27 protein-coding genes are annotated in these 24,721 nt (G+C 46.6%); 9 read left to right on the forward strand and 18 right to left on the reverse strand.

What is annotated here, in order from left to right:
• Positions 1-40 precede the first annotated feature (40 nt).
• From tuf to QUB30_RS00335, 4 genes are all read left to right on the forward strand, one after another.
• Entirely contained in the window at positions 41-1,270 is a 1,230-nt protein-coding gene (gene tuf, locus QUB30_RS00320) for an elongation factor Tu (RefSeq protein WP_333327404.1), read from the forward strand.
• Positions 1,271-1,445: 175 nt separating this feature from the next.
• Entirely contained in the window at positions 1,446-1,763 is a 318-nt protein-coding gene (rpsJ, locus tag QUB30_RS00325) for a 30S ribosomal protein S10 (RefSeq protein ID WP_006632193.1), read from the forward strand.
• 408 nt (positions 1,764-2,171) lie between these two features.
• Positions 2,172-2,813, forward strand: a complete 642-nt coding sequence (locus QUB30_RS00330) for an LON peptidase substrate-binding domain-containing protein (RefSeq protein WP_333075917.1) — start codon at positions 2,172-2,174, stop codon at positions 2,811-2,813.
• A 215-nt stretch (positions 2,814-3,028) separates the two neighbouring features.
• A complete protein-coding gene (locus tag QUB30_RS00335; protein WP_333327408.1) occupies positions 3,029-3,967 on the forward strand; it encodes a PspA/IM30 family protein in 939 nt (312 codons plus the stop codon).
• A 33-nt stretch (positions 3,968-4,000) separates the two neighbouring features.
• On the opposite strand, the gene QUB30_RS00340 is transcribed toward QUB30_RS00335, so the two are convergent.
• Together QUB30_RS00340 and pheA are read right to left on the reverse strand one after the other, a co-directional pair.
• Complete coding sequence (locus QUB30_RS00340) at positions 4,001-4,642, reverse strand: pentapeptide repeat-containing protein (RefSeq protein WP_333327411.1); 642 nt, start codon at positions 4,640-4,642, stop codon at positions 4,001-4,003.
• A 52-nt stretch (positions 4,643-4,694) separates the two neighbouring features.
• Positions 4,695-5,642: a prephenate dehydratase gene (gene pheA, locus QUB30_RS00345; protein WP_333327414.1), complete on the reverse strand. Its 948-nt coding sequence runs from the start codon at positions 5,640-5,642 to the stop codon at positions 4,695-4,697.
• Between the two features lie 208 nt (positions 5,643-5,850).
• On the opposite strand from pheA, the gene QUB30_RS00350 reads away from it, so the two are divergent.
• Positions 5,851-6,429 carry a DUF1997 domain-containing protein gene (locus QUB30_RS00350; RefSeq protein ID WP_333327417.1) on the forward strand — a complete coding sequence of 193 codons (579 nt, stop codon included), beginning with the start codon at positions 5,851-5,853 and terminating at the stop codon, positions 6,427-6,429.
• 146 nt (positions 6,430-6,575) lie between these two features.
• Here the strand turns inward: QUB30_RS00350 and QUB30_RS00355 are convergent, their stop codons facing one another.
• From QUB30_RS00355 to pgl, 6 genes are all read right to left on the reverse strand, one after another.
• On the reverse strand, positions 6,576-7,034 hold the full coding sequence (locus QUB30_RS00355) for an FHA domain-containing protein (protein WP_333327420.1): 459 nt from the start codon (positions 7,032-7,034) through the stop codon (positions 6,576-6,578).
• Complete coding sequence (locus QUB30_RS00360; RefSeq protein WP_333327424.1) at positions 7,031-7,591, reverse strand: hypothetical protein; 561 nt, start codon at positions 7,589-7,591, stop codon at positions 7,031-7,033. The genes QUB30_RS00355 and QUB30_RS00360 overlap by 4 nt, the downstream gene beginning before the upstream one ends.
• Positions 7,592-7,783: 192 nt before the next feature.
• Positions 7,784-8,521, reverse strand: a complete 738-nt coding sequence (locus QUB30_RS00365) for a PRC-barrel domain-containing protein (RefSeq protein WP_333327427.1) — start codon at positions 8,519-8,521, stop codon at positions 7,784-7,786.
• Between the two features lie 56 nt (positions 8,522-8,577).
• Positions 8,578-9,069, reverse strand: a complete 492-nt coding sequence (locus QUB30_RS00370) for an FHA domain-containing protein (protein ID WP_333327430.1) — start codon at positions 9,067-9,069, stop codon at positions 8,578-8,580.
• An 82-nt stretch (positions 9,070-9,151) separates the two neighbouring features.
• Entirely contained in the window at positions 9,152-9,940 is a 789-nt protein-coding gene (locus QUB30_RS00375) for an FHA domain-containing protein (RefSeq protein WP_333327433.1), read from the reverse strand.
• Between the two features lie 205 nt (positions 9,941-10,145).
• Entirely contained in the window at positions 10,146-10,865 is a 720-nt protein-coding gene (pgl, locus tag QUB30_RS00380) for a 6-phosphogluconolactonase (protein ID WP_333327436.1), read from the reverse strand.
• A 327-nt stretch (positions 10,866-11,192) separates the two neighbouring features.
• Here pgl and QUB30_RS00385 point away from each other — a divergent pair, with 327 nt between their 5' ends.
• Positions 11,193-12,560, forward strand: coding sequence for a hypothetical protein (locus QUB30_RS00385; protein ID WP_333327440.1), 1,368 nt, complete (start codon positions 11,193-11,195; stop codon positions 12,558-12,560).
• Positions 12,561-12,664: 104 nt separating this feature from the next.
• On the opposite strand, the gene QUB30_RS00390 is transcribed toward QUB30_RS00385, so the two are convergent.
• The 3 genes from QUB30_RS00390 to QUB30_RS00400 form a co-directional block, all read right to left on the reverse strand.
• A complete protein-coding gene (locus tag QUB30_RS00390) occupies positions 12,665-13,831 on the reverse strand; it encodes an LptF/LptG family permease (RefSeq protein ID WP_333327444.1) in 1,167 nt (388 codons plus the stop codon).
• Between the two features lie 81 nt (positions 13,832-13,912).
• A complete protein-coding gene (lptB, locus tag QUB30_RS00395) occupies positions 13,913-14,641 on the reverse strand; it encodes an LPS export ABC transporter ATP-binding protein (RefSeq protein ID WP_333244526.1) in 729 nt (242 codons plus the stop codon).
• A gap of 173 nt (positions 14,642-14,814) precedes the next feature.
• Positions 14,815-15,285, reverse strand: a complete 471-nt coding sequence (locus tag QUB30_RS00400; RefSeq protein WP_333044586.1) for an LptA/OstA family protein — start codon at positions 15,283-15,285, stop codon at positions 14,815-14,817.
• 105 nt (positions 15,286-15,390) lie between these two features.
• Between QUB30_RS00400 and QUB30_RS00405 the strand changes: the two genes are divergently transcribed.
• On the forward strand, positions 15,391-15,603 hold the full coding sequence (locus tag QUB30_RS00405; protein WP_333327448.1) for a hypothetical protein: 213 nt from the start codon (positions 15,391-15,393) through the stop codon (positions 15,601-15,603).
• A gap of 99 nt (positions 15,604-15,702) precedes the next feature.
• Here the strand turns inward: QUB30_RS00405 and QUB30_RS00410 are convergent, their stop codons facing one another.
• The 3 genes from QUB30_RS00410 to QUB30_RS00420 all read right to left on the reverse strand — a co-directional run bounded on the left by QUB30_RS00410 (position 15,703) and on the right by QUB30_RS00420 (position 17,154).
• Complete coding sequence (locus QUB30_RS00410) at positions 15,703-16,089, reverse strand: cytidine deaminase (protein ID WP_333327451.1); 387 nt, start codon at positions 16,087-16,089, stop codon at positions 15,703-15,705.
• Positions 16,090-16,238: 149 nt separating this feature from the next.
• Entirely contained in the window at positions 16,239-16,646 is a 408-nt protein-coding gene (locus QUB30_RS00415; RefSeq protein WP_333327454.1) for a DUF309 domain-containing protein, read from the reverse strand.
• Positions 16,647-16,791: 145 nt separating this feature from the next.
• Positions 16,792-17,154, reverse strand: coding sequence for a ferredoxin-thioredoxin reductase catalytic domain-containing protein (locus QUB30_RS00420; RefSeq protein ID WP_333327456.1), 363 nt, complete (start codon positions 17,152-17,154; stop codon positions 16,792-16,794).
• A 385-nt stretch (positions 17,155-17,539) separates the two neighbouring features.
• On the opposite strand from QUB30_RS00420, the gene QUB30_RS00425 reads away from it, so the two are divergent.
• Complete coding sequence (locus tag QUB30_RS00425) at positions 17,540-17,764, forward strand: hypothetical protein (RefSeq protein ID WP_333327459.1); 225 nt, start codon at positions 17,540-17,542, stop codon at positions 17,762-17,764.
• Between the two features lie 180 nt (positions 17,765-17,944).
• Here QUB30_RS00425 and QUB30_RS00430 read toward each other — a convergent pair whose 3' ends face one another.
• The 3 genes from QUB30_RS00430 to QUB30_RS00440 are packed head-to-tail and all read right to left on the reverse strand — an operon-like array spanning position 17,945 to position 22,516.
• Positions 17,945-19,396 carry a DUF2079 domain-containing protein gene (locus QUB30_RS00430; protein WP_333327463.1) on the reverse strand — a complete coding sequence of 484 codons (1,452 nt, stop codon included), beginning with the start codon at positions 19,394-19,396 and terminating at the stop codon, positions 17,945-17,947.
• Positions 19,397-19,405: 9 nt separating this feature from the next.
• Complete coding sequence (locus QUB30_RS00435; protein WP_333327466.1) at positions 19,406-20,959, reverse strand: DUF2079 domain-containing protein; 1,554 nt, start codon at positions 20,957-20,959, stop codon at positions 19,406-19,408.
• 9 nt (positions 20,960-20,968) lie between these two features.
• Positions 20,969-22,516 carry a DUF2079 domain-containing protein gene (locus QUB30_RS00440; protein ID WP_333327469.1) on the reverse strand — a complete coding sequence of 516 codons (1,548 nt, stop codon included), beginning with the start codon at positions 22,514-22,516 and terminating at the stop codon, positions 20,969-20,971.
• 171 nt (positions 22,517-22,687) lie between these two features.
• Here QUB30_RS00440 and dxr point away from each other — a divergent pair, with 171 nt between their 5' ends.
• Positions 22,688-23,878: a 1-deoxy-D-xylulose-5-phosphate reductoisomerase gene (gene dxr / locus QUB30_RS00445; protein ID WP_333327472.1), complete on the forward strand. Its 1,191-nt coding sequence runs from the start codon at positions 22,688-22,690 to the stop codon at positions 23,876-23,878.
• 307 nt (positions 23,879-24,185) lie between these two features.
• On the opposite strand, the gene QUB30_RS00450 is transcribed toward dxr, so the two are convergent.
• Entirely contained in the window at positions 24,186-24,704 is a 519-nt protein-coding gene (locus QUB30_RS00450) for a phosphoribosyltransferase family protein (protein WP_333327476.1), read from the reverse strand.
• Between the last annotated feature and the right edge of the window lie 17 nt (positions 24,705-24,721).

Raw genomic sequence — 24,721 nt, forward strand, 5'->3', positions numbered from 1 at the left:
AAATCTAAAATCGCTAAAAGAAACAAGGAACAAATCGAGAATGGCACGCGCAAAATTTGAACGGACTAAACCCCACGTAAACATCGGCACGATCGGTCACGTTGACCACGGCAAAACAACTTTGACCGCCGCGATTACGATGACTCTCTCTGCACTAGGTCAGGCAAAGGCTAAGAAATACGACGAAATCGACGCCGCACCTGAAGAAAAAGCACGGGGTATTACGATTAATACTGCTCACGTCGAATACGAAACCAAAGATCGGCACTATGCCCACGTAGATTGCCCCGGACACGCTGACTACGTGAAAAACATGATCACCGGTGCAGCTCAAATGGATGGCGGCATCTTAGTGGTATCAGCTGCAGACGGCCCCATGCCTCAAACTCGCGAACACATCCTGCTGGCTAAGCAAGTTGGCGTTCCCAGCTTGGTTGTGTTCTTGAACAAAGAAGACATGGTAGACGACCCAGAACTAATGGAACTTGTGGAACTCGAAGTCCGCGAACTCCTGAGCTCTTACGATTTTCCAGGCGATGACATCCCCATTGTGACAGGTTCTGGATTGCAAGCTCTCGAAGCGATGATTGCTAACCCCAAAATCCAGAAGGGCGAAAATCCCTGGGTTGACAAAATTTACAAGCTGATGGAAGAAGTAGATTCTTACATCCCCACCCCAGAGCGCGAAATTGACAAGCCTTTCTTGATGGCTGTAGAAGATGTATTCTCGATTACGGGTCGGGGTACTGTTGCTACGGGTCGGATTGAGCGCGGCACAATCAAAGTCGGCGAAACAGTCGAATTGGTGGGTCTTAAGGACACTCGCAGCACTACGGTGACTGGTGTGGAAATGTTCACCAAGCAGTTGGATGAAGGCTTGGCCGGCGACAACGTGGGCCTACTGCTGCGGGGGATTTTAAAGGCGGATATTGAGCGCGGAATGGTGATTGCCAAGCCGAAAAGCATCATGCCTCACACTCAGTTTGAATCTGAAGTGTACATCCTCAAGAAGGAAGAAGGCGGTCGGCACACGCCCTTTTTCTCGGGCTATCGCCCTCAATTCTACGTCCGTACCACTGACGTGACCGGCACGATCGCACAGTTCACCGCTGATGACGGTAGTGAAGCAGAAATGGTGATGCCTGGTGACCGGATCAAAATGACTGTTGAGTTGATTCACCCGATCGCGATCGAACAAGGAATGCGCTTCGCTATCCGCGAAGGCGGACGCACCGTCGGCGCTGGCGTTGTTTCCAAAATCCTCAAGTAGGACTCCGATAACAGCTTAAATAGCAGAAAAGCCACCAAATTCAATCCGGCTTTTCTGCTATTTAGTGATTAGTTATTAGTCATGGTCAGGCAGTTAGCAGTTAGCCCAAAAACAACTGCAAACAGACAACAGACAACAAACAACAAACTGAACCTCGAAAATTCAAGAAACAAAAATGGCAACAATTCAACAGCAAAAAATTCGCATTCGCCTCAAAGCTTTCGATCGCCGGATTTTAGACGCATCATGCGAAAAGATTGTAGATACAGCAAATCGGACAGCAGCCACAGCGATCGGCCCGATTCCTTTGCCCACCAAACGGCGGATTTACTGCTTGCTGCGATCGCCCCACGTAGACAAAGATTCTCGCGAACACTTTGAAACCCGCACGCACCGCCGCATCATCGACATTCACCAGCCATCGGCCAAAACAATTGACGCTTTGATGAAACTGGATTTGCCCGCCGGCGTAGATATCGAAGTCAAGCTGTAGGTTGACTTATCGAAAACTCGAAAAGAAGGAACAAAGATTAAATAAATAGTTCCTTCTTTTTGTTTAAATTTCCCTAGTCATTAGTTATGAGATATTAGTTATTACTTAATAATCAGCAATAATTTCGGCTCCGGCACGAACTTAAATAATTATTCTTAATTAAGGCGCGCTCGCTGCAAAAACCATCCTTTAGCAGTCGCTATCATCGCCTTCAGTATCACTTAGTTCAGCAAAAAGGTATATTTAACATTTTGACGAAATAACGCCTTTGTCAAGCTGCCACCACGGGAGATAGCGAGCCGTCGATCCCGTTGCCAGCGCAAAAGCCCGATCGCTCCTGCCCCGGAATTGCCTTTAATCAGTTAAAGTAAGAAAAATAAGCGCAAGTACCGTCACTTTTGAGCGACAATGGCATCTTCTTCCTCTGTAGCAGTTCGCGAACTCCCCTTATTTCCGTTGCCGGAAGTGGTTCTATTTCCAGGTAGACCGCTGCCGCTGCAAATCTTCGAGTTTCGCTATCGAATCATGATGAATACGATTCTGGAAGGCGATCGGCGTTTCGGTGTACTCATGTGGGATCCCAACCAAAACAAAGTCTCTGCCGTTGGCTGTTGCGCCGAAGTGATTCACTGCCAACGCCTGCCCGACGATCGCATGAAAATTATGACTCTCGGGCAGCAGCGGTTCCGAGTCCTCGACGCCGTTCGGGAAAAACCCTATTTAGTCGGTCTAGTAGAATGGATGGAAGACGAACCGCCGCAACAAGACCTCAGACCTTTGGGAAAAGATGTCGAACAACTGCTCAGAGACGTAGTTCGCCTCTCCAGCAAATTGATGGATCAGCCGATCGACCTGCCCGAAGACATTCCCAGTTTGCCTACAGAATTGTCCTACTGGGTAGCCAGCTACCTTTACGGCGCAGCGACAGAACAGCAAACTCTTTTAGAATTGCAAGATACTGCTGCAAGATTGGAACGCGAAACCGAAATTTTGACTTCTACTCGCAATCACTTGGCAGCCAGGACTGTACTTAAAGATACCCTCAAGTAGCCAATTTGCCTAGGAAAAAGCACGATCGGTTTGACCTGAAGTGAAGAAAGAATTACACACAAATCATTCGATTTTCGATTTTTGATTTTTGATTTTCGATTGACTGATGAACTAAGGGTTTGGATCGCTGGCTTACAGTTCCATTATTTTTTGGAACTGGTATCTGTTTAATCCTTAACTTCACACAGGTTCGGATAGGTTCCTTATAGCAGTAAATGCTTGTGTTAGAAAATCACGACCAACCGAAACCATACGATGCAGTTAGAGGCGGTCAACTGCCACCTCCTGTCGGCGGTGTAGTGCTCGGCGGACTAGCAGGAGTTAAACATCGGCTGTCTAGTTCTGTCAGCGAACATCGAATCGCCGCCTTGAGAGAGACATTGAATTACGGCGATGCAGGCTTAAAAATAGTCATCAAGATTTGTCAAAGCGAAACAGGGCCAGTGCAGCGGGCGGCCTGCGATTTGCTTCGACAAAGGCTGAATTCGATCGCCCCTGAAAAATTACAGGCCTTTGTAGCTGCCAGTGTAGATGCAAAAGCTGAAGTAGACAGCACTCAAAAAATATTAGAGCGCTCATCCGCTGTAGTCTCAGAAAAAAATTACGATCGGGAGTTGTCCGAAGCGCAGTTAATATTTGAGACAATTATGCAGCAGATACAACCCAATTTGTTGCTGTTAGAAGCATTGGTAGTCTCTGTAGAGCGCGAAGAATTTACCAGCCCACTCATGAATCTTTGGGAACTGTTAATCTTAGAAATTCAGGAACCTCTCAAAGAACTGCGTCAGGCTGTTGGCAGCGCGATTTCCGCCCAACTGCGGATTCAGTGGCTGTACAATCAAGCGGAATCTCAAGTCAATCAGTCGCAGCAACGAGCTTTGCTGGCTCTTGAGAAAGAGGATGAAAATTCAGTTAGCCTCGCCTTGGTTCGCAAGCAGGTTCAATTCGATCGGGCGGCAGAACTAAAAATTGACTTACACGAGCAAACTGTGCGAGTAGAAACTCTCAACCGCAACTTGCTGGCTTTGGAAAGTAAGATTGCTCAAGCTAATTCCAAGAAAGAGATCCTCAAGATGCAGCTTCATTTTGCTAAAGTACAGGAGCAAATTGATTTCACTTTCAGCCAAGTCAATAATATATTTTTTAGTCCTTAGTTGTCGGATTCTCCGCTGATATATTGCCTGATGTCAGATTTGTCTAACGCAAAACTGTATTGCCCCACTTAAAATTGCCCTATCTAGCTTAGCTCCTTCCCAATTAGCTCCGCACAAAAATGCCCCGCTCAAATTAGCACCCCTCAAGTCTGCTTCTCTCAAATCTGCGCCCTCAAGGTTACTTTCACACAAAAAAGCGCCTCTCAAGTTGGCTTTTCTCAGACTCGCTCCCCGCAGTTTAGCCTCGCTTAGATTGGCTTTTTCGAGGTTTGTATTGTTCAAGCAAGCATCTATGAGGTTTGCTTCCATGAGGTTTGTGGCGTACAAAGAAGCTCCGCTCAAATTAACACCAATCATTTTAGTGTCGCTCAAGTTGGCGTTTTTCAGGTTGGCCTCAATCATGTCCGCTCCTGTTAATCTGGCGAAAGTTAGATCGGCTCGGCTCAGGTTAGCCCCATTGAGGTTTGTCATCACCAGGCAAGCATTCTTGAGCTTGGCAGCTATTAAGGTTGCCCCCCTTAAGTTGGCCAAAGAAAAATTTATTTCTTTGAGATTCGCACAGGCTAGATTAATATGAATGAGGAAAGCTTCTCGCAAAGAAGCCTCTTTCAAGTTGGTTTCATGAAAATTTCTTTCTCCGGCTGCATATCGCTTGAGAAGTTCATCAGCATTCATCTCGCCAGCCTCCTAAGTTTTACGGTAAATTTTATTACTGTCAGTAATAAAATTATATTACTGACAGTACACTGTAGCAGCCAAAGATTTTTAAAGTTTCTGTGTGATTTTTTAATTCTTCGAGTGCAGATAGAACAAATGCTTGGCAGGCGTTAGCCTCAACGTCCATAAAGAAAATATATTCTCCGAGCGATCGTTTAGTCGGTCGAGATTCAATCCGACTTAAATTAATACCGCGACTGGCAAATACTTGCAAAGGTTTTACCAGTGCTCCGGGCATATTGGCAGGTACGCTAAAAGCTAGTGAGGTATGGGTGCAATTAGACGGGGAAGCATCGAGGATCAACTTAGGAGCAGATTGTGTAATGGATTTAAGGGATGAGGGATCGGCTGCTTCCAAGTTTCCGAGTTCTCCAACACTCCTGCTGAGTACCCAAAATCGAGTGTAATTATCGGGATAATCATTAATGGGTTGAGCTAACACTGGCAAATGGTAAAGTTCAGCGGCTCTTGGCGAAGAAATCGCCGCTACATTTCTATCTTCCAGATATTGCAATGCTTCCGTGGTAGAATTCGCCGGAATCAATTGAGCTGAGGGAATAAACTGCGCCAACCATAATTGACACTGAGCTAGGGCTTGCGGGTGAGAGTAAACTTTTTGAATCTCGTTAAAATTTTTAGCATGAGACACCAGCGCGTGGGAAATTGGCAAAACTAAGGCGTGTTGAATGCGGAGTCGATCGAGCCGCCACAGTGTATCTAAGGTGACAGTCACGCTGCCTTCGATCGAATTTTCGACTGGCACAACTGAACAGTCTACCTGCCCTACGGCAGATGCCTCTAGCGCCTGGGAAATGGTCGAATAAGGACACAGGGTGCATTCAAAGTTAGTTTCCAGGCTCAACCAATTGACATAAGCTAGAGCGGCTGTTTCTGCATTTGTACCGACAGGGCCCAGATGTGCGATCCTCTTCGAGGGCTTCGCTAACGAAATTTTCATTTAGAGGCAATTTTAGGTTACAAAAGTTTGCTTTACTCTCATCAGCTAGCAAGTATGATGAAAAATTAGCGATGTCCCGAAAGCTTTTATCCGTGATTTCTCGGATGACATTGCTGGGTGCGCGACTTAGTGCACGACTTATGTCACCTTAAAAAAGGTGATACTTTATTAAGATATGCTTAGGAATCCTATATTTTGATATCTTCTCATGTATATCCGCTTTAATGCTTCCCAATCCGTTGAGCTCGCCGTACCAGAGGAACGGGTGCCCATTCAACATTATCTGCGCCAGCCGAGGCGACTGGTGAACGCTCTGGTCGATCGAAGTCGCACAGAGCAGCTCAGCGATGACTGTTTCCGCCTGAAAATGCGGTCGTTACAATTTATGATGCTGAGCATTCAACCCACGGTAGACATGAGAGTGTGGGCGCAGCCGGACGGCACCATCAATTTGGAGTCCGTCGCCTGCGAAATTCGCGGCGTGGGTTATATCAACGATCGCTTCGCTCTCAATCTCAAAGGACAGCTTTGTGTGCAGCAAAGCAGCGGGGTAGCATACTTGAAGGGAAAAGCGGATTTGGAAGTCCAAGTAGAGTTACCGCCACCGTTTTGGTTGACGCCCAAACCAATTTTAGAAGCAACGGGCAACGGTTTACTCAAGAGCGTACTCCTAAGCGTTAAACAGCGGTTGATGCACCAGTTGCTCTTAGATTACCGCCGGTGGGCAAGCAGCGAAACAGAGATAATATCGGGCGATATCCCCCAAATCTTATCTGTAGAAGGGTGATGTCCGATTATCTATAGAAGCTGTTCATAAGTTTATAGGCATAGTTGGGCAAAAATCAGCGGAATTGTCCAGATAATTAGTTAGAACCTCAAATTGCGCGCCCTGAGGTTTGTTTGATTTAGCCTGCAGGCATAGATAACGGCCGGTCAGTCAAGATCGATTTGAGTCAGCGCTCCATATTCATCGTCTTCGATGATTCCCACACCCCGAGACCAAGCTGTTGACCTGTCTTTTGAAACTGCGTCCTTGTGGTCGGGGAGTTCGCGCTGTGGTGCCCTCGTTTTTTTTGCAGGTTCCACATTCGTCGCGCCCACCCGAATCCGGATTTTTGGCCCGGAATTGCCCAAGCGAATGGTCATCCCGTCGGCCACTGACACCTGAGCGATCGGTCTATCATCGACATAAGTGCCGTTAGCACCAAAATTAATAATTTTCCAGCCAGAAGCGTGATTCCACAGCTCTACGTGGTGGCGGGAAACAACAGCGCTGTAAATAATTACATCATTGTCGTTCGATCGACCGATCCGAACCACAGATTCGGATTCAAAACACCAACTTTGAACCGGGACAGACTGGATAGGATGTAACAGAGTTAAAGTAATCACTGATGTTTTGACACTCCACCGCCAGACAGAAACGGGGATGCTTCCAGATAGATTCTGGGGCATAAAAGCCCAAAAAATTTGATTCTTAAAGGTGTTGTCCGTGGGCCGCGATTCCCTGGCTCTGGGGTAAAAGTTGAACTTGTGGCTGCTTGAGGCATCTGAACAAACTTTTGAGCGTTAGTTTTTGGCACCGCCGCAAATTTTTTCAGCCCTCGGTAACAACCAAACACGATGGTATTAATCAGGTGAACTTGGCAGTGATTGACAGCGGTGGGAACCTGTTGATTAATGGGATCTGGGATGGAGCCATGGCACCGATGGGCGAGCCGCTCAATTCGATCGGCCCAATAACCATTTTTTCCCTGCTCAACCAGAGAATTCAACTCAGACAAGCGCTTGTTGCACCGCTGATTTGAGTTATCGAGCGGGCGACAGTCAACGATCGGGGAATCGCTGTTCGTGGAGACAGAAGTTAAGCAATTATTACTGCTGGGGTCTCTAGATAAAATACTTGTGGGTTGTATCAAACAGCATCGGTCTTTTTGAGTTGCTAACATTTTCCTTTTTGATGCGATACCTCTAAAATACAATGCTTTGAGCAGCACTGGAATTTTGAGCCAGAACGCCTCAATCTCTCACACGGAAAATACAGATCGACCTTCCTCGGGCGCGCCACCCCCAAAATGCGATCGGCAATTAGTCGCAGGGCGATCTGGAATTAGTCGCAGGGCGATCGGGAAGGCCAAACTTCAGCTCAAATCCGACTCGGGCGGCTCCGGCACAGGCTCCGGCGAGGCAGATTCATGCCTTTGCCGCTTCAACTCTGCAACTTTTTCTTGAGCTACATCCCTGACTTCTAGAGCTTTATCTTGGAATTTTTCCGCCAGACTTTGAGCGCCCCGCTTCACGCCTGCCACATTTTTGAGAGTTCTGTCGAAATCTTCGTGTAAAAACTCTGCTACCAGACCGACTTTTTTGTGAAATCCCTCCGCGTACTGCACTGGCTCGGATACCGCAGCTTCAGAGACGATCGCCCGCTTGCTGCCGATGGTCGAAATAGCTGCCACAGGTAGCAAGTAAATCCCGTCTAAAACGCCGCGCCAGCCGCTCGATTTAAACAGGTAGTGGATCACGGTACCAGTCCGGACATCAAATAGGTAGTCAACTACCGTACCTGCCTTATTCCCAGCGTCCGTGAGCACCTCAAGCCCGATCGGACAAACAGCTTGTTCCGGCTGATGCAATTCCGGCAGTTCCGGGTTAATGCTGACAAAAACATTTTCGCCCACCGTATCAACTTGCGCCCAAGCGAACCAAGTTTTTTTGCTGCCCAAAAGTCCCGACTTGCAAGTAAAGCCGATCGCCCGCTGGGAGTGAGCATCGAGCCAAAGCCGATCTACCCTGCCGACCTCTTCCGCCGTTCTGCGGTCGATCGTGCGGCGGTTGAGCAGTTCGCTGCGCCTAACTATCTGTTGTGATGTACTCATAAATAAACTCCTGAGTGCCGCCGAGTGAAAAATTTCGATCGTCCAAAGAGGCCTAGTTAATATTCTTCTTCCGAATAATGGCGATTATTATCTGCCTCCGTTAAGTCCTCCTCTTCCCTGGAAGTGCCAACTTCTTTGTGGTCGGGAACAGGAATCGTGCTAATGTGTGCGCCGCCCGAGGGAGCGTGAATTTCCTTAGCATCCCTTGGCTTGACGCTAAGAAGTCCTAACTGGACTGAGGACTGATTCGGGCCGACGTTGATTTGAATTTTCGGGCCCGATCGAGCCAAGTGAACGATCAGACCGTCCACCACCGGAACCTTAGCGATCGGCTTACCATCGAGGTAAGTGCCGTTGGTACCTAAATTGATCAGTTCCCAAGTTATGCCGCTGCGTCGCAATTCGATGTGGCGGCGAGAAACCACAGCGCTAAAAAGAACGACGTGGTTTTCGGTCGAGCGCCCGATCCGGACGACCTGCTCGTCTTCAAAGATCCAACTGCGGACGGGTATAGACTGGAGTGGATGTAGCAAGGTCAGCTTAATCACATTGGCAGCATTGAGTTTTGGTAGAGCGGCTCAAGATGCGATTTTAGATTTTAGACTTTCGATCGCCCAATCCAAACTCGATCTAAGAGATTTGAAATAAAAACGTAACCAGGTCTCCTTTGCCCAGAGAGATGCGGTCTCCCGGTCGCAACCGGTGCCGGTTTCCCTTGGGCAGCGGAGTATTGTTGACGTAAGTACCGTTGGAACTGCCTACATCCTCTAGGTAGCAAGCATCTCCCTCCACCCGGAGATTTGCGTGTACCCGAGAAACTATCTCAGAATTAGCAAATCCGGAAACATCAATATCCGGCGGCACTAAGTCATTTGGCTTGCCTATGTGAACCACAGACAGACTGTGCGGCAATTCCATCGGCGTATTTGTCTGAACGTGTAGCAGGCGCGCCGACTGCTGTTGCAGTTGAGTTTTAGCTACACCTGGCTGTGGGCCCGGAACCGGGGGAGAGGTATTTACTGGTGTTGCCACTGATTCAGTTGTAACAGGAACCGAGGTCGAAGGCGGGGGTTCTGGAATCGTAGGAATGCTGGCGGGAGTTTTTTCCAAGTTAGGCCCATTATTTAGGGTAACTAGAGGTTCCATTGCCATCAGGGGTTCGCTTGGCGGTAAATCCGGCACCGGTGACGATACCACTGTGGGGCCCACAGGCGAGGGGGACGGTACTGTCACCTCAACTTCTGGAACTATGGAACCCGGGCGCAAGTTAAAGCCGCACTGACCGCAAAATGCTGCATCTGTCTGAACAGCAGCACCGCAGTTCGAGCAACTTGCGGTAACAGGTAAAGGCGTGTAGCAAGCCTCACACTGGCTGGCCCCGTCGGGGTTCTGGTGATTGCAATTGGGACAGACAATCATCGATTTCTCCTTGCTATCGGCCAGATTTTCAAATCAGCCTCATAAAAATAGTCGTGTATATGGTCAAATTTTAACTTTAACCGCCACAATTCTTATATTGCTTCGCTAATACTAGCAACTGAGCTGACGCCGTGACGTTAGCTGTGATGGGGAAGATTGAGTTAGTGATACTGCTGACTGTGTTGGCAGTGGGCGGATATATCGGCTATTTTACTGCTTCGCCAGCAGCCGCATCGAGCAGCCACCAAAGTTCGCCCTCTGGTTGAACGAGTCTGGCTGGATAGGTCATTTCATCGGCGGCGGGGGCAAAAATTTGAGCTAGGGCAGGTTGTTTGCTGGCTCCTGCGACCATGAAGAGAACGCACCGGGCGCGGTTGATTAAGGGGACTGTAAAGGTGATGCGGGGTTGACCGTCTTTGTTGCCGACAGTTACTAGGGCGTCGCGGACTTGCAAGGCTGCTGTGCCGGGAAATAGAGAGGCTGTGTGGGCGTCGTCTCCTATGCCCAAGAGAATGATGTCGAAAGCAGGAAACTCGCCCTCGGATACTTTGAAGAACTGCTGCAATTCGGTTTGGTGCGCCGAGGCGTCGGCTGCGGGGTCGCCCGCACCTGTGGGCATGGGGTGGATGTTGCTGGCGGGGATATTTACTCGCTCGAGCCACGCGAGGCGCGCCATTTTTTGATTGCTATCCGGGTGTTCAGGGGGAACGTAGCGTTCGTCGCCCCAGAAAACGTGAATTTTGTCCCACGGCAGGTCTTGGGAACAGATCGCTCTGTAGAGCGGTTCGGGTGTGCTTCCGCCCGCTAAGGCGATCGTACACAGTCCGCGTTCTGCTATGGCTGCTGGGATTTTCGACAGGACAATCCCCAGCGATCTATTTATTAGTTCTTCCCGATTTGCTAATACTTCTACTACTTTTTTCATCTATTTTCTCTCCACTTTTCTTGGGTGTTGTTCTCAGCAATTGCCAATTTTGCCATGACATTTTGCTTGGAGGTCGATCGGCTGACACGTCCGGCAGGCCGGGCACCGAGTCCCGTCAGATTTTATCATCTTACGCCCCTTAATTTGAGGAAAGCAACACATATTTCTACCCCTGCTTGATAGAGATTCACCTGTTGCATAGATATTTGGCAACTTTCAATCAATAGTCCGATCGCCCTTACCCCGGGACAGCAAAAATAATCAAGATTGATGTGGTAGACTAGGAAAAATAGTTTTAAGTCCGCACGCTCAGATGGAAGCAAAACTATGTCAAGTTTTAAGGGATTCCCTACATCTGTCCGCTATCTAATAGCGCGGTTGCGCCACTGGACGCAACCGGCGGTTTTGGCTCCGCTAGCCGTGCTGTCTGCAGGGGGGTTATTTATCTGGGAGGTATCCGTACATCCAGACAGGTTGAGGATAGATGGCGAAGAAGTAGCAGCCTCAAACAATCCAGCTTCGCTCTCGGGGCTGTCTGCAGAAGATAGCGCCATTGCGGCTGAAATCGACAGCTTACCGGTGCTAGTCAATCAGTTCAATCGCTCTAATTCAGAGTTCGGTTTGTTAAATTCATCAGCCGTCAAAAACAAAGGTTTATTCGACGAAATTCGCACTCGGGGCTTAGAAATTCCTCAGCCATCTTCAGCCCCCAAGCCGGTAGCAAGCAGCAGATTTTTGCCCTTGCCAAATTTAGCAAATCCTGCTGTCCGGGCTGCAAACAATAACCCGCAAAACTCCAGTTTGCCAAGTTCAAACGCGACATCAACTTTGAGTTTATCTGGCAGTGGGGGACTGATTTCCGGGATAAAAACGATCGAGCCTGAGTCTAGGGGTACAGCGACAGCAACTTTATCGCAGGCGTCGAGTGGTGCTAATTCAGGCAAACAAAACGAAAATTCTCTTCCTTTGAGTCCGCTGCAAGCAGCTATGAAAAAATACGTCGTTGCTAACACTGCGGCAACGGTGGCTGCTGCTCAGAAAACAGCAGAATCGGCTAAATTGCTCGATCGACCGGCTTCCGATCCGGCGGCACCAAATCCGGCAAATTTGCTTCCAACAGCCGCTACAGCTCAAGCTGGAGCAAATTCTGTGAATGTTCCCGCAGCACTTCCCCCACTTCCGGCTCCGACAAATACTACGATCGACGAATCTCAACAATTCTTAAACCCGGCAGCTACAGTCCCTGAATCATTTTCCGGGTTAAATTCCAGAGTACCCAGCCTCCCGGAAATTACTGCAAGCCCTCCGACTGTGGCTTTGCCCAAAAATCCCTACCAAACTAATTTATCTGGCTCAGACTTCGCACCTGAAGTTAAACCTGCTGCAATTCCAGTAGCCACACCTTCGCCCGTACCTCTACTTCCCAATGTCGGACAGTCCCCTGGGACGACTGTTCTCGGGGGAAGCAAGATAATTAGCCCTCAATTCTCTCCCAATGCAGCGAATTCTGAATTTAAACTATCTCAACCGAGTCAGCTTAACTTACCGCCGGAGCAGCCTAACTTTGGAGTTGTTCCTCAAAACACAAATCAGGGCGTGCAGCCCATTCAACCTCAACCTTTTGCTACACCCCGCTCGCTGCCTCCGGGACGCTACATTGGCGGCGGCGAAATCAATACTTTTGCTAATCCTTAAATTAAGAAAGTTCGGCAACGAAAACGATATTAGCAATTCCCAATACTGCGGGTAGGCGAGTGTAAAAGTTCCCAATTACGCATTCCCAATCTTATTGGTAAAACTTACCTAGAGGCGGCCCGCACCAACAATAATCCCCCGATTCCCAACCCAAACACGATCGGCAACCAAGCCGACAAAATCGGAGTCAAAACAGCTTTCACGCCCATAGAACTGGTGATAAAAGAAAATACGTAATAAGTAAAAATCACAACTACGCTAATACCAAAACTCGTTCCTCTGCCGGAGCGGCGGGGTTGAGTTCCCAAAGCGGCTCCCACTAAACCAAATACCATGCACACGAAAGGAAAAGCATATTTTTCTTGAATTCGCACCTTTAATTTGCGAATTTGCGGTTCGTCGCCACTGTTTTTAATTATATCTAAACGCTCTACAGCTTGGGCAATGTTCATTTCCTTGAAATCCCGCACTCTAGCAGCTAAATCTAAGGGCGTGCGCGGGAGTTGCAACTGCTGGTGTTGAAACCTAACTATATTGCGGTAAGAGCCATCAGGAGCTACTATATAAGCGGTTCCGTTGAAAAAATCCCAGGTGTTTTCTGAGGGATTCCAAGTAGCTGATTCTGAAGAAACGATTTGATTGAGGCCCGGGGTGGAGCGATCGATAATTGTTAAACCTTTCATTCGCTGACCGTCAAACTGTTCTGCATAAAAAAAGCGGGCTAGGGTTTCGTCGCCGCCTTTTTCTGGTTTGCGAAATTCTGTGTAGATAATATTTCTATCTTGAAATATCGGTTTTTCTCGCTTCAGGGCTCTGTCTAAAGTTAGAGTAGCTCTGTAGCTGGCGGCGGGTACGACTAACTCTTGCAAAGCAAAGGTGAAGCCGGCAACAATTAAACTCATAATCACTGCGGGCAGTATCAATCGGTAAACGCTAACTCCGCAACTGCGGAGGGCGATGAGTTCGCTGTCGCTGGACATTCGGCTGTATGCCATTAACGTTGCTAGCAGCATTGACATGGGGAAAGCCAATACTACGAAGTAGGGAATTTGCAGGAGAAAAATTTCTATGGCTGCGCCGTAGGGGAGGCCGGATTCTGCTACTCTGCGGACTAATTCAAATAAGGCTCCAACTGTGACGGCGACTGATGTAAAGAGTCCGACGCCAAATAAAAATGGGCCGATTAGTTCTTTGGTAATGTACCAGTCCATTACGGAAATTCTCGGCAGCCAGTTGATGGGATTCAAAGAATTGGATCTTGCTATTTTCATAGTTTGGGGTTTTTGCAGTTGGCTCCTCAATCTAACATCTCAAATCTCAAATTATGACGGATGCGGAATGCCTTCAAAAGACTATCGCACGAAGTTGTCACCTAAGTAATACTGTCGCACTAAAGGGTTGCTGTAGAGTTCTTCTTCCGCCCCGGAGGCTAAAATTTGACCGTCTCGCATGATGTAGGCTCGATCGGTAATTTCGAGGGTTTCTCGGACGTTGTGATCGGTGATGAGGATGCCGATTTTACGATCGCGCAGTTTGGCAATAATAGTTTGAATTTCGTCTACGGCGATCGGATCGACGCCTGCAAACGGTTCGTCTAAAAATAGGAACATCGGGCCGTCTCGCCCTGCGGCTAATGCTCTGGCCAGTTCAGTCCGCCGCCTTTCTCCCCCAGAGATTTGAATTCCCAAACTGGATGCTATTTTTTCTAAGCGAAATTCTTGCAATAGGAAATCGACTCTATCGCGCCATTCCCAACGCGGCACTTGAGTTTGTTCTAGGACTAATAAAATGTTGTCGCGCACGCTCATGTTCCGGAAAATGCTTGCTTCTTGAGCGAGATAGCCTATTCCCAAATGCGCTCGCTGGTGCATCGGCAATTTAGTGATATTTAAATCGTTGAGCCAAACAGTTCCTTGATTGGGTTTTTCTAATCCGGTTGCTATGTAAAATGTTGTGGTTTTGCCCGCCCCGTTGGGGCCGAGCAGTCCTACGATTTCTCCTTGGGCTACCGAAAGGTTGACGCGACTGACTACATTGCGTTTTCCGTAGGATTTGTGAATATTTTCTAGTACAATTTTCATTTTCGCTCCCGGCAACCTCTACAAGCTAAATTTCAGACTGCGGCTTTGTGCGATCGAGTCTCAAGTTGATATTTTACAATCTCCTGTTTTTAAATTTATAAAAGAGGAAATTTCGCATCTATCCCAAGTAGTATGTTTTGGATGAGGCGAAATTTCGCTGCTGCGAGTCGCTTTTACCGGGGGGCTGTAGTTGGACGTTGGGAACCCACTGCATTTTGGGCTGCCGCATCTTGTTCCGGGGCAACCAGATAGACCGATTCTACCTGTCCTGGGTTGTCTGGCAGGGCAATAAACCGCCCTTCGTCGATGAGGTATGTTATGGTTTCACCGCGCAGGCTGTTGCCCTGCTGCAATACGTAAACATCTCCGCTGAGAATGATCCGGCGCTCGCGGCTGAAGTATTGAGCTTGAGCTGCGGTTGCTTGTATTTGGCGGGCTGGATAGTTGATTTGGACGTTGCCGCGGGCTGTCACGATGCCGGTTTTGGAGTCGGCTTCTTGAATGTCCGATCGCACACTGAGAGTGCGGGGCGGCCCGGCTTGCGGGTAGGTGGGAGAGGCAATCGCGCCTGCCAGAGTGAGGGGCAAAAGCAGCGATAATCCTTTGAATATTCTGGAATTGAGTAGTTTAGCGGAGGGCATCATAGCTTACAAGCCTCAAAATTTGTAAAATTGCTGAAGGGCATTACCTCCAGTTTTGACACTGACAGATCAGCTACCGGGAGCATTTAACTTGTCTGTTGAGACTGAGTGAAGGACGCCGGACACGGCAACCGGGACATTTTTCTTGATGGAGATGAGATGTACAACAGCTTATCAGTTAAATATTTTATTTTAACGGCCCGAAAGACTCCCGCACTTGTCGGTCGGCTGGCGGGAGAGCGTCAACCAATTATCCTAGCAATCTTGGCAGCACTTTCTTCGCCTGTTTGGATGATTTGCTGGAAAAAGCAGGTTTTTTGACGGTTTCCTCGATCGGGAAGTTTCGGGCAGCCTCCAACCACAATCACGGTTCGCTCTCCTAATGGATGGAGATCGGACGCTGTTTTTGCCAGAACATCATCAATCCCTCCTCTGGTATTTTCTAGGCAATAATTGGCTGATAGTCACGATCTCCCCCTCCGCAATAATTACTTTGCAACCGGGAGCATAATCGGAAATCAACTCACGACACATACCGCACGGTGGCACAACTCGACCTTTACGATCTACAGCAACTATTGTTTCAAGTTCTGTATCTCCTGCTGCCGCTGCCATTCCGATCGCAATCGCTTCAGCACAAACCGCAACTCGCCCAACATACGCTTCCAAATGGACAGAGGAAAAGACTTTGCCCGACTTTGTTCGCAATGCTGCCCCAACATGGTGAAAGTCTTCTTTGAAACGCTTGTTGATTATGGAGCGAGCATTTTCAATTAGTTCTTTATCCTTCAATTCGATAGGAGACATAGGATTTAACTCATTGCAGTACAGCTTTCGATAATGAGCGTGTTGAAGTAAACCCACTCATAACCTCAAGATAACTTAACCCCGATCGCCAACAGATTGCTTTTAAACTGCGAGCTTCACAGATAACTCAAGCCGTACAACGGCTCAAGTCAGCAGCGTTTGAGTTTGATAATTCGTGGCAATCGTAAGTCTGCTAATTCTGTGCCTGTTAATAACGGTACAAATTCCGCGACTTTTTCCGGTCCAGCTTGTTGCAAAGCACTCAAAATTTTAGCACTTTCTCCCAGCAACTCTTCAACAGCAATTCCTGCATAAATCGGCTGATAATAACCGAGCCTATTTATCCCTTCTCCCAACAAAATTACTGCGCCCCGCCAGTTTTGATTGCCTAAGTGATAAAGTGCGACGGCAATTTGCAATATTCCCTGAAAAAACTTTTTTTCTGGCTCGCCGGCTTCCATCCACAAAGCCTCTAGTGTGTCGTGACAGGCGTAGAATTCTCGGTTATTAAACTGTTCGATGCCTTCCCAAAACTCGATCGGCATTTCCTCTGTCATTCGATTGAAGATTGTGATTTTTGATTGGGGACGTGTATTTGAGTAGGCGGCGATCGGTTTTTTTTAATAGCTAAGTCTTAAAAAGAGGAAAAATAACGACCTGTTTTCCAAACTGCTGCCATTTCACGACCGCCTACTTAACCGATTACATAGTTTCTCTGACAGCTTGAATCTGATCCATTCCAATTTCCTGCTTAGTTCCAGCGAAATCGTTATCTGGCGTCAGAAATAACATACAGTGACACTCTTTGCGCTCGCGCATGGGAATGCAGGGACAGTTCCAGTAGGCGGCTTTGACTTCGGCTTCTTTATCTTCGTAGTGGCGACAAGGGCATAAGGGAGCACCTAGTTCGTCCTTGTGCTTTGCTAGTCCTTCTATGACGACAGCCGTGACAGAAGGCTCGGAACAAAAGTAAGTTCCCGTGCGCTTGGCGTAGGTTTCGGAGAAATTCTTCATCGCCTCCAAAGTTTTTTGATTGGAGAGTTTAGATTTTTCTGTTGTGTTCATAGTTAAGGATCGGAGTTGAGGATGCTACGAGCTTTTGACAATTGTACCGCAGAATGTGATTTTAAACACTTGATATTTCTGTTTACTTACAAAGAGGAAAACCTTTACAAAAATTGAGTGTTAGGTGGTCGGTTTTTTAGTGATGTTTGTCTATCCCGGAAGGTTCGGGAAACTGGCTGCAGACCCGGTTTTTGGGGCTGCCAAAAGACTTCGACAGTCGATCGCCCTCAAAAATCGTCCCCCAAAGGGGATAAAAATCGGATAAAATAGCACGGCGCTGTCGGTGTTAGCGGCATTTTATGGCAACTTCCCTTACCGCACCCGCAGCAAAAAATCTGCTTCCTCTGGGCTGATTTGACCCGCTGACACGGAGTTAGTCGGATTAGTGTCAGAATTGACCCCCCGCACTGCTAGCTATCTGTACCTGGTGTCTGTTAGAGGTTTGCACACTTGGTTTGTAGGTCAAGTACAGCAAACTGACCCGGATTTATCGCAACTTTTGCGCGATGAACAGTCAGAAAAAGCGTTTGCTATTTCGGGATTAGAAGGTGATTTGCTCCCCGGCGGCAAAAAATTTCAGCTTTTGGGCGATCGAATTTATCGCTGGTAGGTAACAGGACTTTCTTAGTTTTGTGACTCCTACAATTTTTCGTAGCAAAGGCAATCATTTCCCTTTGCCAGTTCCCGAATAAGTTTTTTACACAGCCCTGGTTAGCGTGCCTCGATGACTGAATCAGATTTGTTTTACCAAGCGCGAAGGCGCAAAGGGCGCGAAGGATGAAAACCTGATTTATTTGTTATGATTTTGGGTAAATAGATATATGTCATCCCGCTGATATTTGAGTTGAAATTGAGGGTTATTTTGGAGTTGAGTTACTAGGTTCTTAACAAACTCTCGAGCGCTCATCCAGCCGGGATAGCGCTGGTTCACCAATACATATTCAAATTCTGCGAGATTTGCAGGTGGGGCGTGAGCTTGAGTTAATTTTACTATAGGGCGGTGCGTTAAGTGCGGAGCAATGTGAGAAGTTGTTAAAACACTGCCTTTGGTGTTGACGAGAGCGATGGCTTCTCTGGTAGCTGGCAAAGTGTCGAGCGAATCTAAATAAATAGTCCAAAAATATCCGTATTTTGCTAAAGCTAAGAAACCAATCAACGACCAAATTACAATGACTCTAGGCAATAGATAATTAGGAATTGGCAATCTATCAAATATTGTCTTTCCCTGTTGTTGGTTTCTATCTGCTAAACTGGAAATTACAGCCACCAACAAAAATGGCAGTATCGGAATAGAATATTGATGAATCAAATCGCGCTGAGCGGGGATATCGGAAATAATATTCATCGCCAACATCGGTACAGCACTAATTAAAGGTGTCAAGTGACGCGGCGAAATCCACCAAATTAAAGGCAAAACTAATAACGCTAAATATTCAAAAGTATCAAAAGAAAATAAACGCCATAAAATGAGATTTGGTTTCAATATTAAATTAACAGCAATTTCTAAAACTGAATGACCCAAATATCCATAGCGCCCGATTCCCGCGTGTTCTCTTCCCTGATTGAAATACGGTATAACTGCCTGAGTAGCTACCAGGAACCAACCCGCGCCGAGAAATAGAGCGATGAGTCCACAATTACGCTTTTTTTCAAAAAATAACAGCCAAAAACCCATCGCAGCCACGGTTAAAGATAACACGGCTTTGCAGCTCAAAACTAATACAATGGCAGCACAAAACCATACTGTTTTATTCAGCCGCGCCGCTAAGATTGCTGCTAAGAGTGCGGGCAAAGCAATTACTTCGGGGTGGAAGTCGAATAAATTGACATTAAATACTAATGGATAGAGGAGGTACATACAGGCGATCGCCCAAGCTATGCTATTATTTAATCCGGCTTGACGCGCCAAACTCCAAGTCGGCAAAGCACCCAATGCTAGGGAAACTGCTTGCACTAACAACAGCCAATGCACCTCGGGATATATTTTGTAAAGCAAAGCCACAGGATACATCACCCAAGCGGCGTGATTTCCCATGTGATGAATTTCGAGAAATGACGAAAACGGCGTTTGTCCCTGACTGATTAAATAAGCTACTTGGTCATAAATTCCCAGTTCAAAAGCGTTGGACTCAAACAGGGCGTGCCGCGTGCTGCTGCAAATGTAAAATAGCAGAGAAAAAAGGGCGATCGACAAAATGACAGGATAATACTTTAGATTATTAAAAGAGTTTAATTTATTCATTAATACTACTTATTTTATGATTTTATTAAACAACAAAACATCGTCTTGCTGATAGCTTATTTGAAACACTGAAGATTTTTGAAGTTGAGCAGCTACACTCACAGCAGTATCCGCCGTATCGTGCCAAGGATGGCGCAAATTTAGCAGTATATACTCAAATTCATTTAAACTTTGTCCGTTGGCAACTTGATGCAGCAATTTTATTGTTGAACGGTGAGCGAGATGAGTTGCTAGGGAATTATCAGCTAAAACACTGCCTTTAGTTTGCACGAGATTAATTGCCTGCCTCGTCGCTTGCCAATTATCAAGAGATTCTAAATAAACTGTCCAGAAATAGCCGTACTTTGCCAAAATCACGAAGACTAACAGCGACCACAAAATCAACAAGTTTGACAAATTGGAAAACCACAAATTCACCCACCTCCATCTGGGGGTAATCCACCAGATATGTTTAATAGATTTAATAGAAATGCGTTTCGATAGTTGCTTCCCAAGTCGAGGAATCCAGTTGCGGTGATTCCACACATAATTGCCGGCATTTTTACCAAAATTATTCCCTCTTTTCTCTCTGTCTGCTAGGGTAGAAATTACAGCAATTAATAAAAAGGGAAATATCGGCACAGAATACTGGTGGATCAAATCTCGCTGAGCCTCTATATCCGAAAGAAGATTCATCAATAGCATGGGTAAACCACTAATTAATGGCGACAAATGGCGCGGGGAAAGCCACCAAATTACAGGCAAAAATAACAAAGTTAAATATCCCAAAGTATCCGCTGAAATCAGCCGCCCAGCTATTAGATGAGGTTTCAGAATTAAATTAATACCAATCTCAAAAACCGAGTTTCCCAAATAATGATATCGCCCGACACCTGCGTGTTGCTTGCCCTGATTAAAATACGGTACAATCGTTTGAGTTGCAATCAAAAACCAAGCCGCGCCGAGAAATATAGCTATCAGTCCGCACCTGCGCGTTTTTTCAAATAAAAACAGCCAAATACCCATCATCAGAACTGTCAGCGAGAGCACGGCTTTGCAGCTTAAAATTAATAGAATGGCGGCACAAAACCACAATATTTTATCAAGTCTAGCTGCTAAGACTGCGGCTAAAATTGCTGGCACAGCAATTACTTCGGGGTGGAAGTCAAAAAGATTGACATTAAATACTGCGGGGTAAAGCAGATATACCGCTGCAATTGCCATTGATGTACTTTCACTTAAGCCCGCTTGACGTGCTAGACTCCAACTAGGCCAAGCACCTAACGCTAGGGAAACAGCTTGCACTAATAAAAGCCAGTGAACGTCTGGATATATTTTATAAAGTAAAGCTAGCGGGTAGAAAATAAATGCTGCGTGATCGCCCAAAATATTGATTGCCATTAAAGAGGAAAATGGGGTTTGATTTTGGGATATTAGATAAATTGCTTGGTCAAAAATTGCTAAGTCGAATGCTGTTGAATGAAACAAAGCGTGGCGCGCGCTGCTGGTGGCAAAAAAGATTAGGGTTGCTACACCTACCATCCATGCTGCAGGGTGAATTTTTTTCTGTTTTAAATCGATCATTTTAAATTATTATCTATAGCCAAATTTTTGAAATAGCAAAACATCATTTTTCTGATATTGTAATTTAAAGTTGGGAGATTTTTTGAGGTAATTTGCCGTGAGATCGCCCATTTCTTTAGTGTCGGGCCACGGATGGCGCAAATTCAACAGTACAAAGTCAAAATTAACCGAATCAGCCTCGGAGGAAATTTGCGAAAGTGCCTTAATTGTCGATCGGTGAGCCAAGTGGGGGGCAAGTCGGTTGTCGGTTAAAACGCTAGCTTGTGGCTGAATTTGGCTGACAGCTTCGCGCGTCGCTTGCGCAGTGTCGGCGCGATTTAGATACAGCCAAAAATCCTTATATTCGCCCAAAAATAAGAAAACTATTAACGACCACATAATTATTGTTTTTGAAGTATTTAAATTAGGAATTGAGAAGTGGGAATGGGAATGGGTAATTGGTATTTTTTCTCCTTCTCCTTTTTCCTTCTTGCTTCTTCCTGCTTCTGTCGAGATAACTGCTAACAATAAAAATGGAATTACTGGCAGCGAATACTGATAAGCCAAACTGCGCTGAAACGGTTCTTCAGAAAGGACATTCAAAACTAAAGTCGGCAGCGCGCCAACCAGAGGCGTTAAATAGCGAGGGGAAAGCCCCCAAATCACGGGTAATATCAATAAAAATAGATATTTAAATGTGTCGATCGACAGAACCTTTCCTAAAACTAACCCAGGCTTTAATAGCAAATTTGCAGCAATTTCTAATACCGAGCTTCCCAGATAAGCATAGCGCCCGACGCTGCCGGATTCAGTCCCCCTAAAACCTGGAATAATTGCTTGAGTCACAATTAAAAACCACGCTGTGCCGGCAATAATAGCAAAAAGTGCGATCGCCCTTTTTACCCTGTTTTTCCCAGATAAACTTTCCCGATCGAAGAGTAGCAGCCACAAACCCATCCCCGCCACAGTCAAAGATAAAACTCCCTTGCAGCTCAAAATCAAAATAACCGCCGCACAAAACCGCCAAGGCTGACTCAAGCGCGCCGCCAAAATCGCCCACAAAATAGCAGGTAAAGCTATAACTTCCGGGTGAAAATCAAACAAATTAATGTTAAAAACCACTGGATAAAGCAAGTAAACCGCTGCCAGTGCCGCCGATTTTTTAGGATTCAAACCAGCCAGACTTGACAAACTCCAAACAGGCAAAGCACCCACAGCTAAAGCAACAGCTTGTACCCCAAAAAGCCAGTGAACGTCGGGAGATATTTTGTATAACAATGCTAAAGTATAAAAAATCAAACTAGCGTGATCTCCCATAATGTGAAAGCCCAAAAATGAGGAAATCGGCGGCTTTCCCTGGCTGATTAAATAAATAACTTGGTCGAAAATGCCTAAATCCCAAGCGGTTGATTGAAATAAAGCGTGCCGCCAACTGCTGCACAAAAAGAAGATCGCAGCAGCCGCACCCGTCATCCAAATTACACTCGGCGGAAACAATTGAGCTGCGGGTAATTTGTCCGCAAGTATGCTGCGGCTTTCCTCGCTGGAGATACTAAGATTTTCTGAGGAGTTTTGCATAAAAACTGGGACTAGCTGACCGTTCTAAATATCATTTACTCAATAGTCTGCGCAGGAGGACGAAAGTTTGTACGCTTGTAGGTGCCCGCCAGAATTTATTCGGGCAAACTTTTACTAATTTTAATCCCTGCAATCGTAATATTAGAATAGCCCAAAAAACATTAAACAATTGTGAAAGCAATAACTCTTCTCGGCTCCACAGGCTCCATCGGCACTCAGACTCTGGATATTGTAGCTCAATACCCCGATCAATTTCGGATTGTCGGGTTAACCGCCGGACGAAATGTAACGTTGCTGGCCCAGCAAATTCGCCAGTTTCGACCGGAAATTGTTGCGATTTGCAACGAAGATAAATTACAGGAATTGAAGGAGGCGATCGCAGACATCGATCCTCAACCTATTTTACTTGCGGGCGAGTCAGGCGTTGTCGAAGTTGCCAAATATGGCGACGCTCAAGCCGTCGTGACTGGCATAGTTGGCTGTGCCGGTTTGCTGCCAACAATTGCTGCTATTGAGGCAGGCAAAGATATCGCCTTAGCCAATAAAGAAACATTAATAGCTGGTGGCCCCGTTGTCAACCCCCTGGTCGAAAAATACGGTGTTAAAATATTGCCCGCTGATTCGGAACATTCGGCTATTTTTCAGTGCCTCCAAGGTGTTATTGTTGGCGGGTTGCGGCGAATTATTCTCACAGCTTCGGGGGGTTCTTTTCGAGATTTGCCGATCGGCAAGTTAGCAGAAGTAACAGTAGCTGATGCTTTGAAACATCCGAATTGGTCGATGGGGCAGAAAATAACGATCGATTCTGCTACTTTGATGAATAAAGGATTAGAAGTAATTGAAGCTCATTACTTGTTCGGGATGGATTATGACGATATTGATATTGTCATCCATCCTCAGAGCATAATTCACTCGTTAATTGAGCTGCAAGATACGTCTGTTTTGGCGCAATTGGGATGGCCGGATATGCGCTTGCCTCTGCTTTACGCTTTGTCTTGGCCGGAGCGAATTCATACAGATTGGGAACGGCTGGATTTGGTAAAAGCTGGAGATTTGACTTTCCGAGAACCAGATCATGAAAAGTATCCCTGTATGCAGTTGGCTTATGCGGCTGGACGTGCAGGCGGTTCGATGCCAGCGGTGCTGAATGCGGCAAACGAACAGGCGGTAGCGCTATTTTTGGAGGAGAAGATTCAGTTTTTGGATATTCCGAAGTTGATCGAGAAGGCGTGCGACAAACATCAAACCGATAACTGTGAAAGTCCGGCTTTAGACGATATTTTGGCTGCGGATACGTGGGCCCGCCAGGAAGTTTTGGCAGAGAGTATGGAATTGGGCGATCGCATTCTTTTGGTTCGCTAATTGTATCCCCAGACTTGCACTTACCCACAAGCCCCCGGAGAATTAATTCCCCGTCTCATAGCTAAAGTCGGTTGAAACTCAGATATTGCACCATTCTCAATAATCCTTTTACGAACAGGCGTTCCGGCCTGTTAAGGAAGAATGGCGCAAGATGTCAGTTGAAACCGACTGCCAAACCTTAATAAATATTCAGTTTTCTTTGAGAGGAATTTAGCTGTGAGACAGGGGTTTCAACCGCCCGCAGACTATGCCAAAAAGTGCAAAATACCGCCAAAACCCTATTAAAAATAGACTTGATTTTAGTCTTTTATTGACTAACTCCCAACTTTGCCGCAAAATCAGCGGCACTCATCTTTTCGTAGATTTCAAAAGGTTGGTGAATCCAAGGATTATCGGCTAAATAATCCACATAATAATCGGGCACCGCCACCGAACAAGCCTTGTACCAAAGCACAGCAGTCCGAATTTCCTGAATATCCTCGCCGTAGCGGTTCTTCAGCCAAGCAATACCTTGCTGCAAACTAATTCCCGAATCCACCAAATCGTCAACCAGGAGAATGCGGCTGCCCAAATTATCGCCCACCATTGTCAAATCGCGCGCAAACTCGATCGCACCCCGGACTTTTCCCTCGCCCCCACCATAGGACGAGGCCGCTAAAATCGCCAGAGGTTTGTCGAAAATCCGCGACAGAGTATCCCCAACCCGCAGCCCTCCCCTCGCCAGACAGACAATTCGATCGAATTTCCACTGAGATTCATCAATTTGTACAGCCAAATCCTCAATTTTCCGATGGTATTCTGACCAAGAAACGTAAAGGTCGCTCATGCCTAATATTATTGAAA

This window comes from Microcoleus sp. BROC3 (genome assembly GCF_036702515.1).
Lineage (GTDB): Bacteria > Cyanobacteriota > Cyanobacteriia > Cyanobacteriales > Microcoleaceae > Microcoleus.

Bases quoted from the DNA above. Each gene is read 5' to 3' on its own strand.
- QUB30_RS00335 (WP_333327408.1), top strand. From the start codon at position 3,029: ATGCTTGTGTTAGAAAATCACGACCAACCGAAACCATACGATGCAGTT.
- QUB30_RS00375 (WP_333327433.1), bottom strand. From the start codon at position 9,940: ATGATTGTCTGTCCCAATTGCAATCACCAGAACCCCGACGGGGCCAGC.
- QUB30_RS00435 (WP_333327466.1), bottom strand. From the start codon at position 20,959: ATGATCGATTTAAAACAGAAAAAAATTCACCCTGCAGCATGGATGGTA.
- pheA (WP_333327414.1), bottom strand. From the start codon at position 5,642: ATGAAAATTTCGTTAGCGAAGCCCTCGAAGAGGATCGCACATCTGGGC.
- QUB30_RS00350 (WP_333327417.1), top strand. From the start codon at position 5,851: ATGTATATCCGCTTTAATGCTTCCCAATCCGTTGAGCTCGCCGTACCA.
- QUB30_RS00385 (WP_333327440.1), top strand. From the start codon at position 11,193: ATGTCAAGTTTTAAGGGATTCCCTACATCTGTCCGCTATCTAATAGCG.
- pgl (WP_333327436.1), bottom strand. From the start codon at position 10,865: ATGAAAAAAGTAGTAGAAGTATTAGCAAATCGGGAAGAACTAATAAAT.
- QUB30_RS00420 (WP_333327456.1), bottom strand. From the start codon at position 17,154: ATGAACACAACAGAAAAATCTAAACTCTCCAATCAAAAAACTTTGGAG.
- QUB30_RS00415 (WP_333327454.1), bottom strand. From the start codon at position 16,646: ATGACAGAGGAAATGCCGATCGAGTTTTGGGAAGGCATCGAACAGTTT.
- QUB30_RS00390 (WP_333327444.1), bottom strand. From the start codon at position 13,831: ATGAAAATAGCAAGATCCAATTCTTTGAATCCCATCAACTGGCTGCCG.
- QUB30_RS00400 (WP_333044586.1), bottom strand. From the start codon at position 15,285: ATGATGCCCTCCGCTAAACTACTCAATTCCAGAATATTCAAAGGATTA.
- QUB30_RS00360 (WP_333327424.1), bottom strand. From the start codon at position 7,591: ATGTTAGCAACTCAAAAAGACCGATGCTGTTTGATACAACCCACAAGT.
- QUB30_RS00410 (WP_333327451.1), bottom strand. From the start codon at position 16,089: ATGTCTCCTATCGAATTGAAGGATAAAGAACTAATTGAAAATGCTCGC.
- QUB30_RS00330 (WP_333075917.1), top strand. From the start codon at position 2,172: ATGGCATCTTCTTCCTCTGTAGCAGTTCGCGAACTCCCCTTATTTCCG.
- QUB30_RS00365 (WP_333327427.1), bottom strand. From the start codon at position 8,521: ATGAGTACATCACAACAGATAGTTAGGCGCAGCGAACTGCTCAACCGC.
- lptB (WP_333244526.1), bottom strand. From the start codon at position 14,641: ATGAAAATTGTACTAGAAAATATTCACAAATCCTACGGAAAACGCAAT.
- rpsJ (WP_006632193.1), top strand. From the start codon at position 1,446: ATGGCAACAATTCAACAGCAAAAAATTCGCATTCGCCTCAAAGCTTTC.
- QUB30_RS00340 (WP_333327411.1), bottom strand. From the start codon at position 4,642: ATGAATGCTGATGAACTTCTCAAGCGATATGCAGCCGGAGAAAGAAAT.
- QUB30_RS00430 (WP_333327463.1), bottom strand. From the start codon at position 19,396: ATGAATAAATTAAACTCTTTTAATAATCTAAAGTATTATCCTGTCATT.
- tuf (WP_333327404.1), top strand. From the start codon at position 41: ATGGCACGCGCAAAATTTGAACGGACTAAACCCCACGTAAACATCGGC.
- QUB30_RS00450 (WP_333327476.1), bottom strand. From the start codon at position 24,704: ATGAGCGACCTTTACGTTTCTTGGTCAGAATACCATCGGAAAATTGAG.
- QUB30_RS00440 (WP_333327469.1), bottom strand. From the start codon at position 22,516: ATGCAAAACTCCTCAGAAAATCTTAGTATCTCCAGCGAGGAAAGCCGC.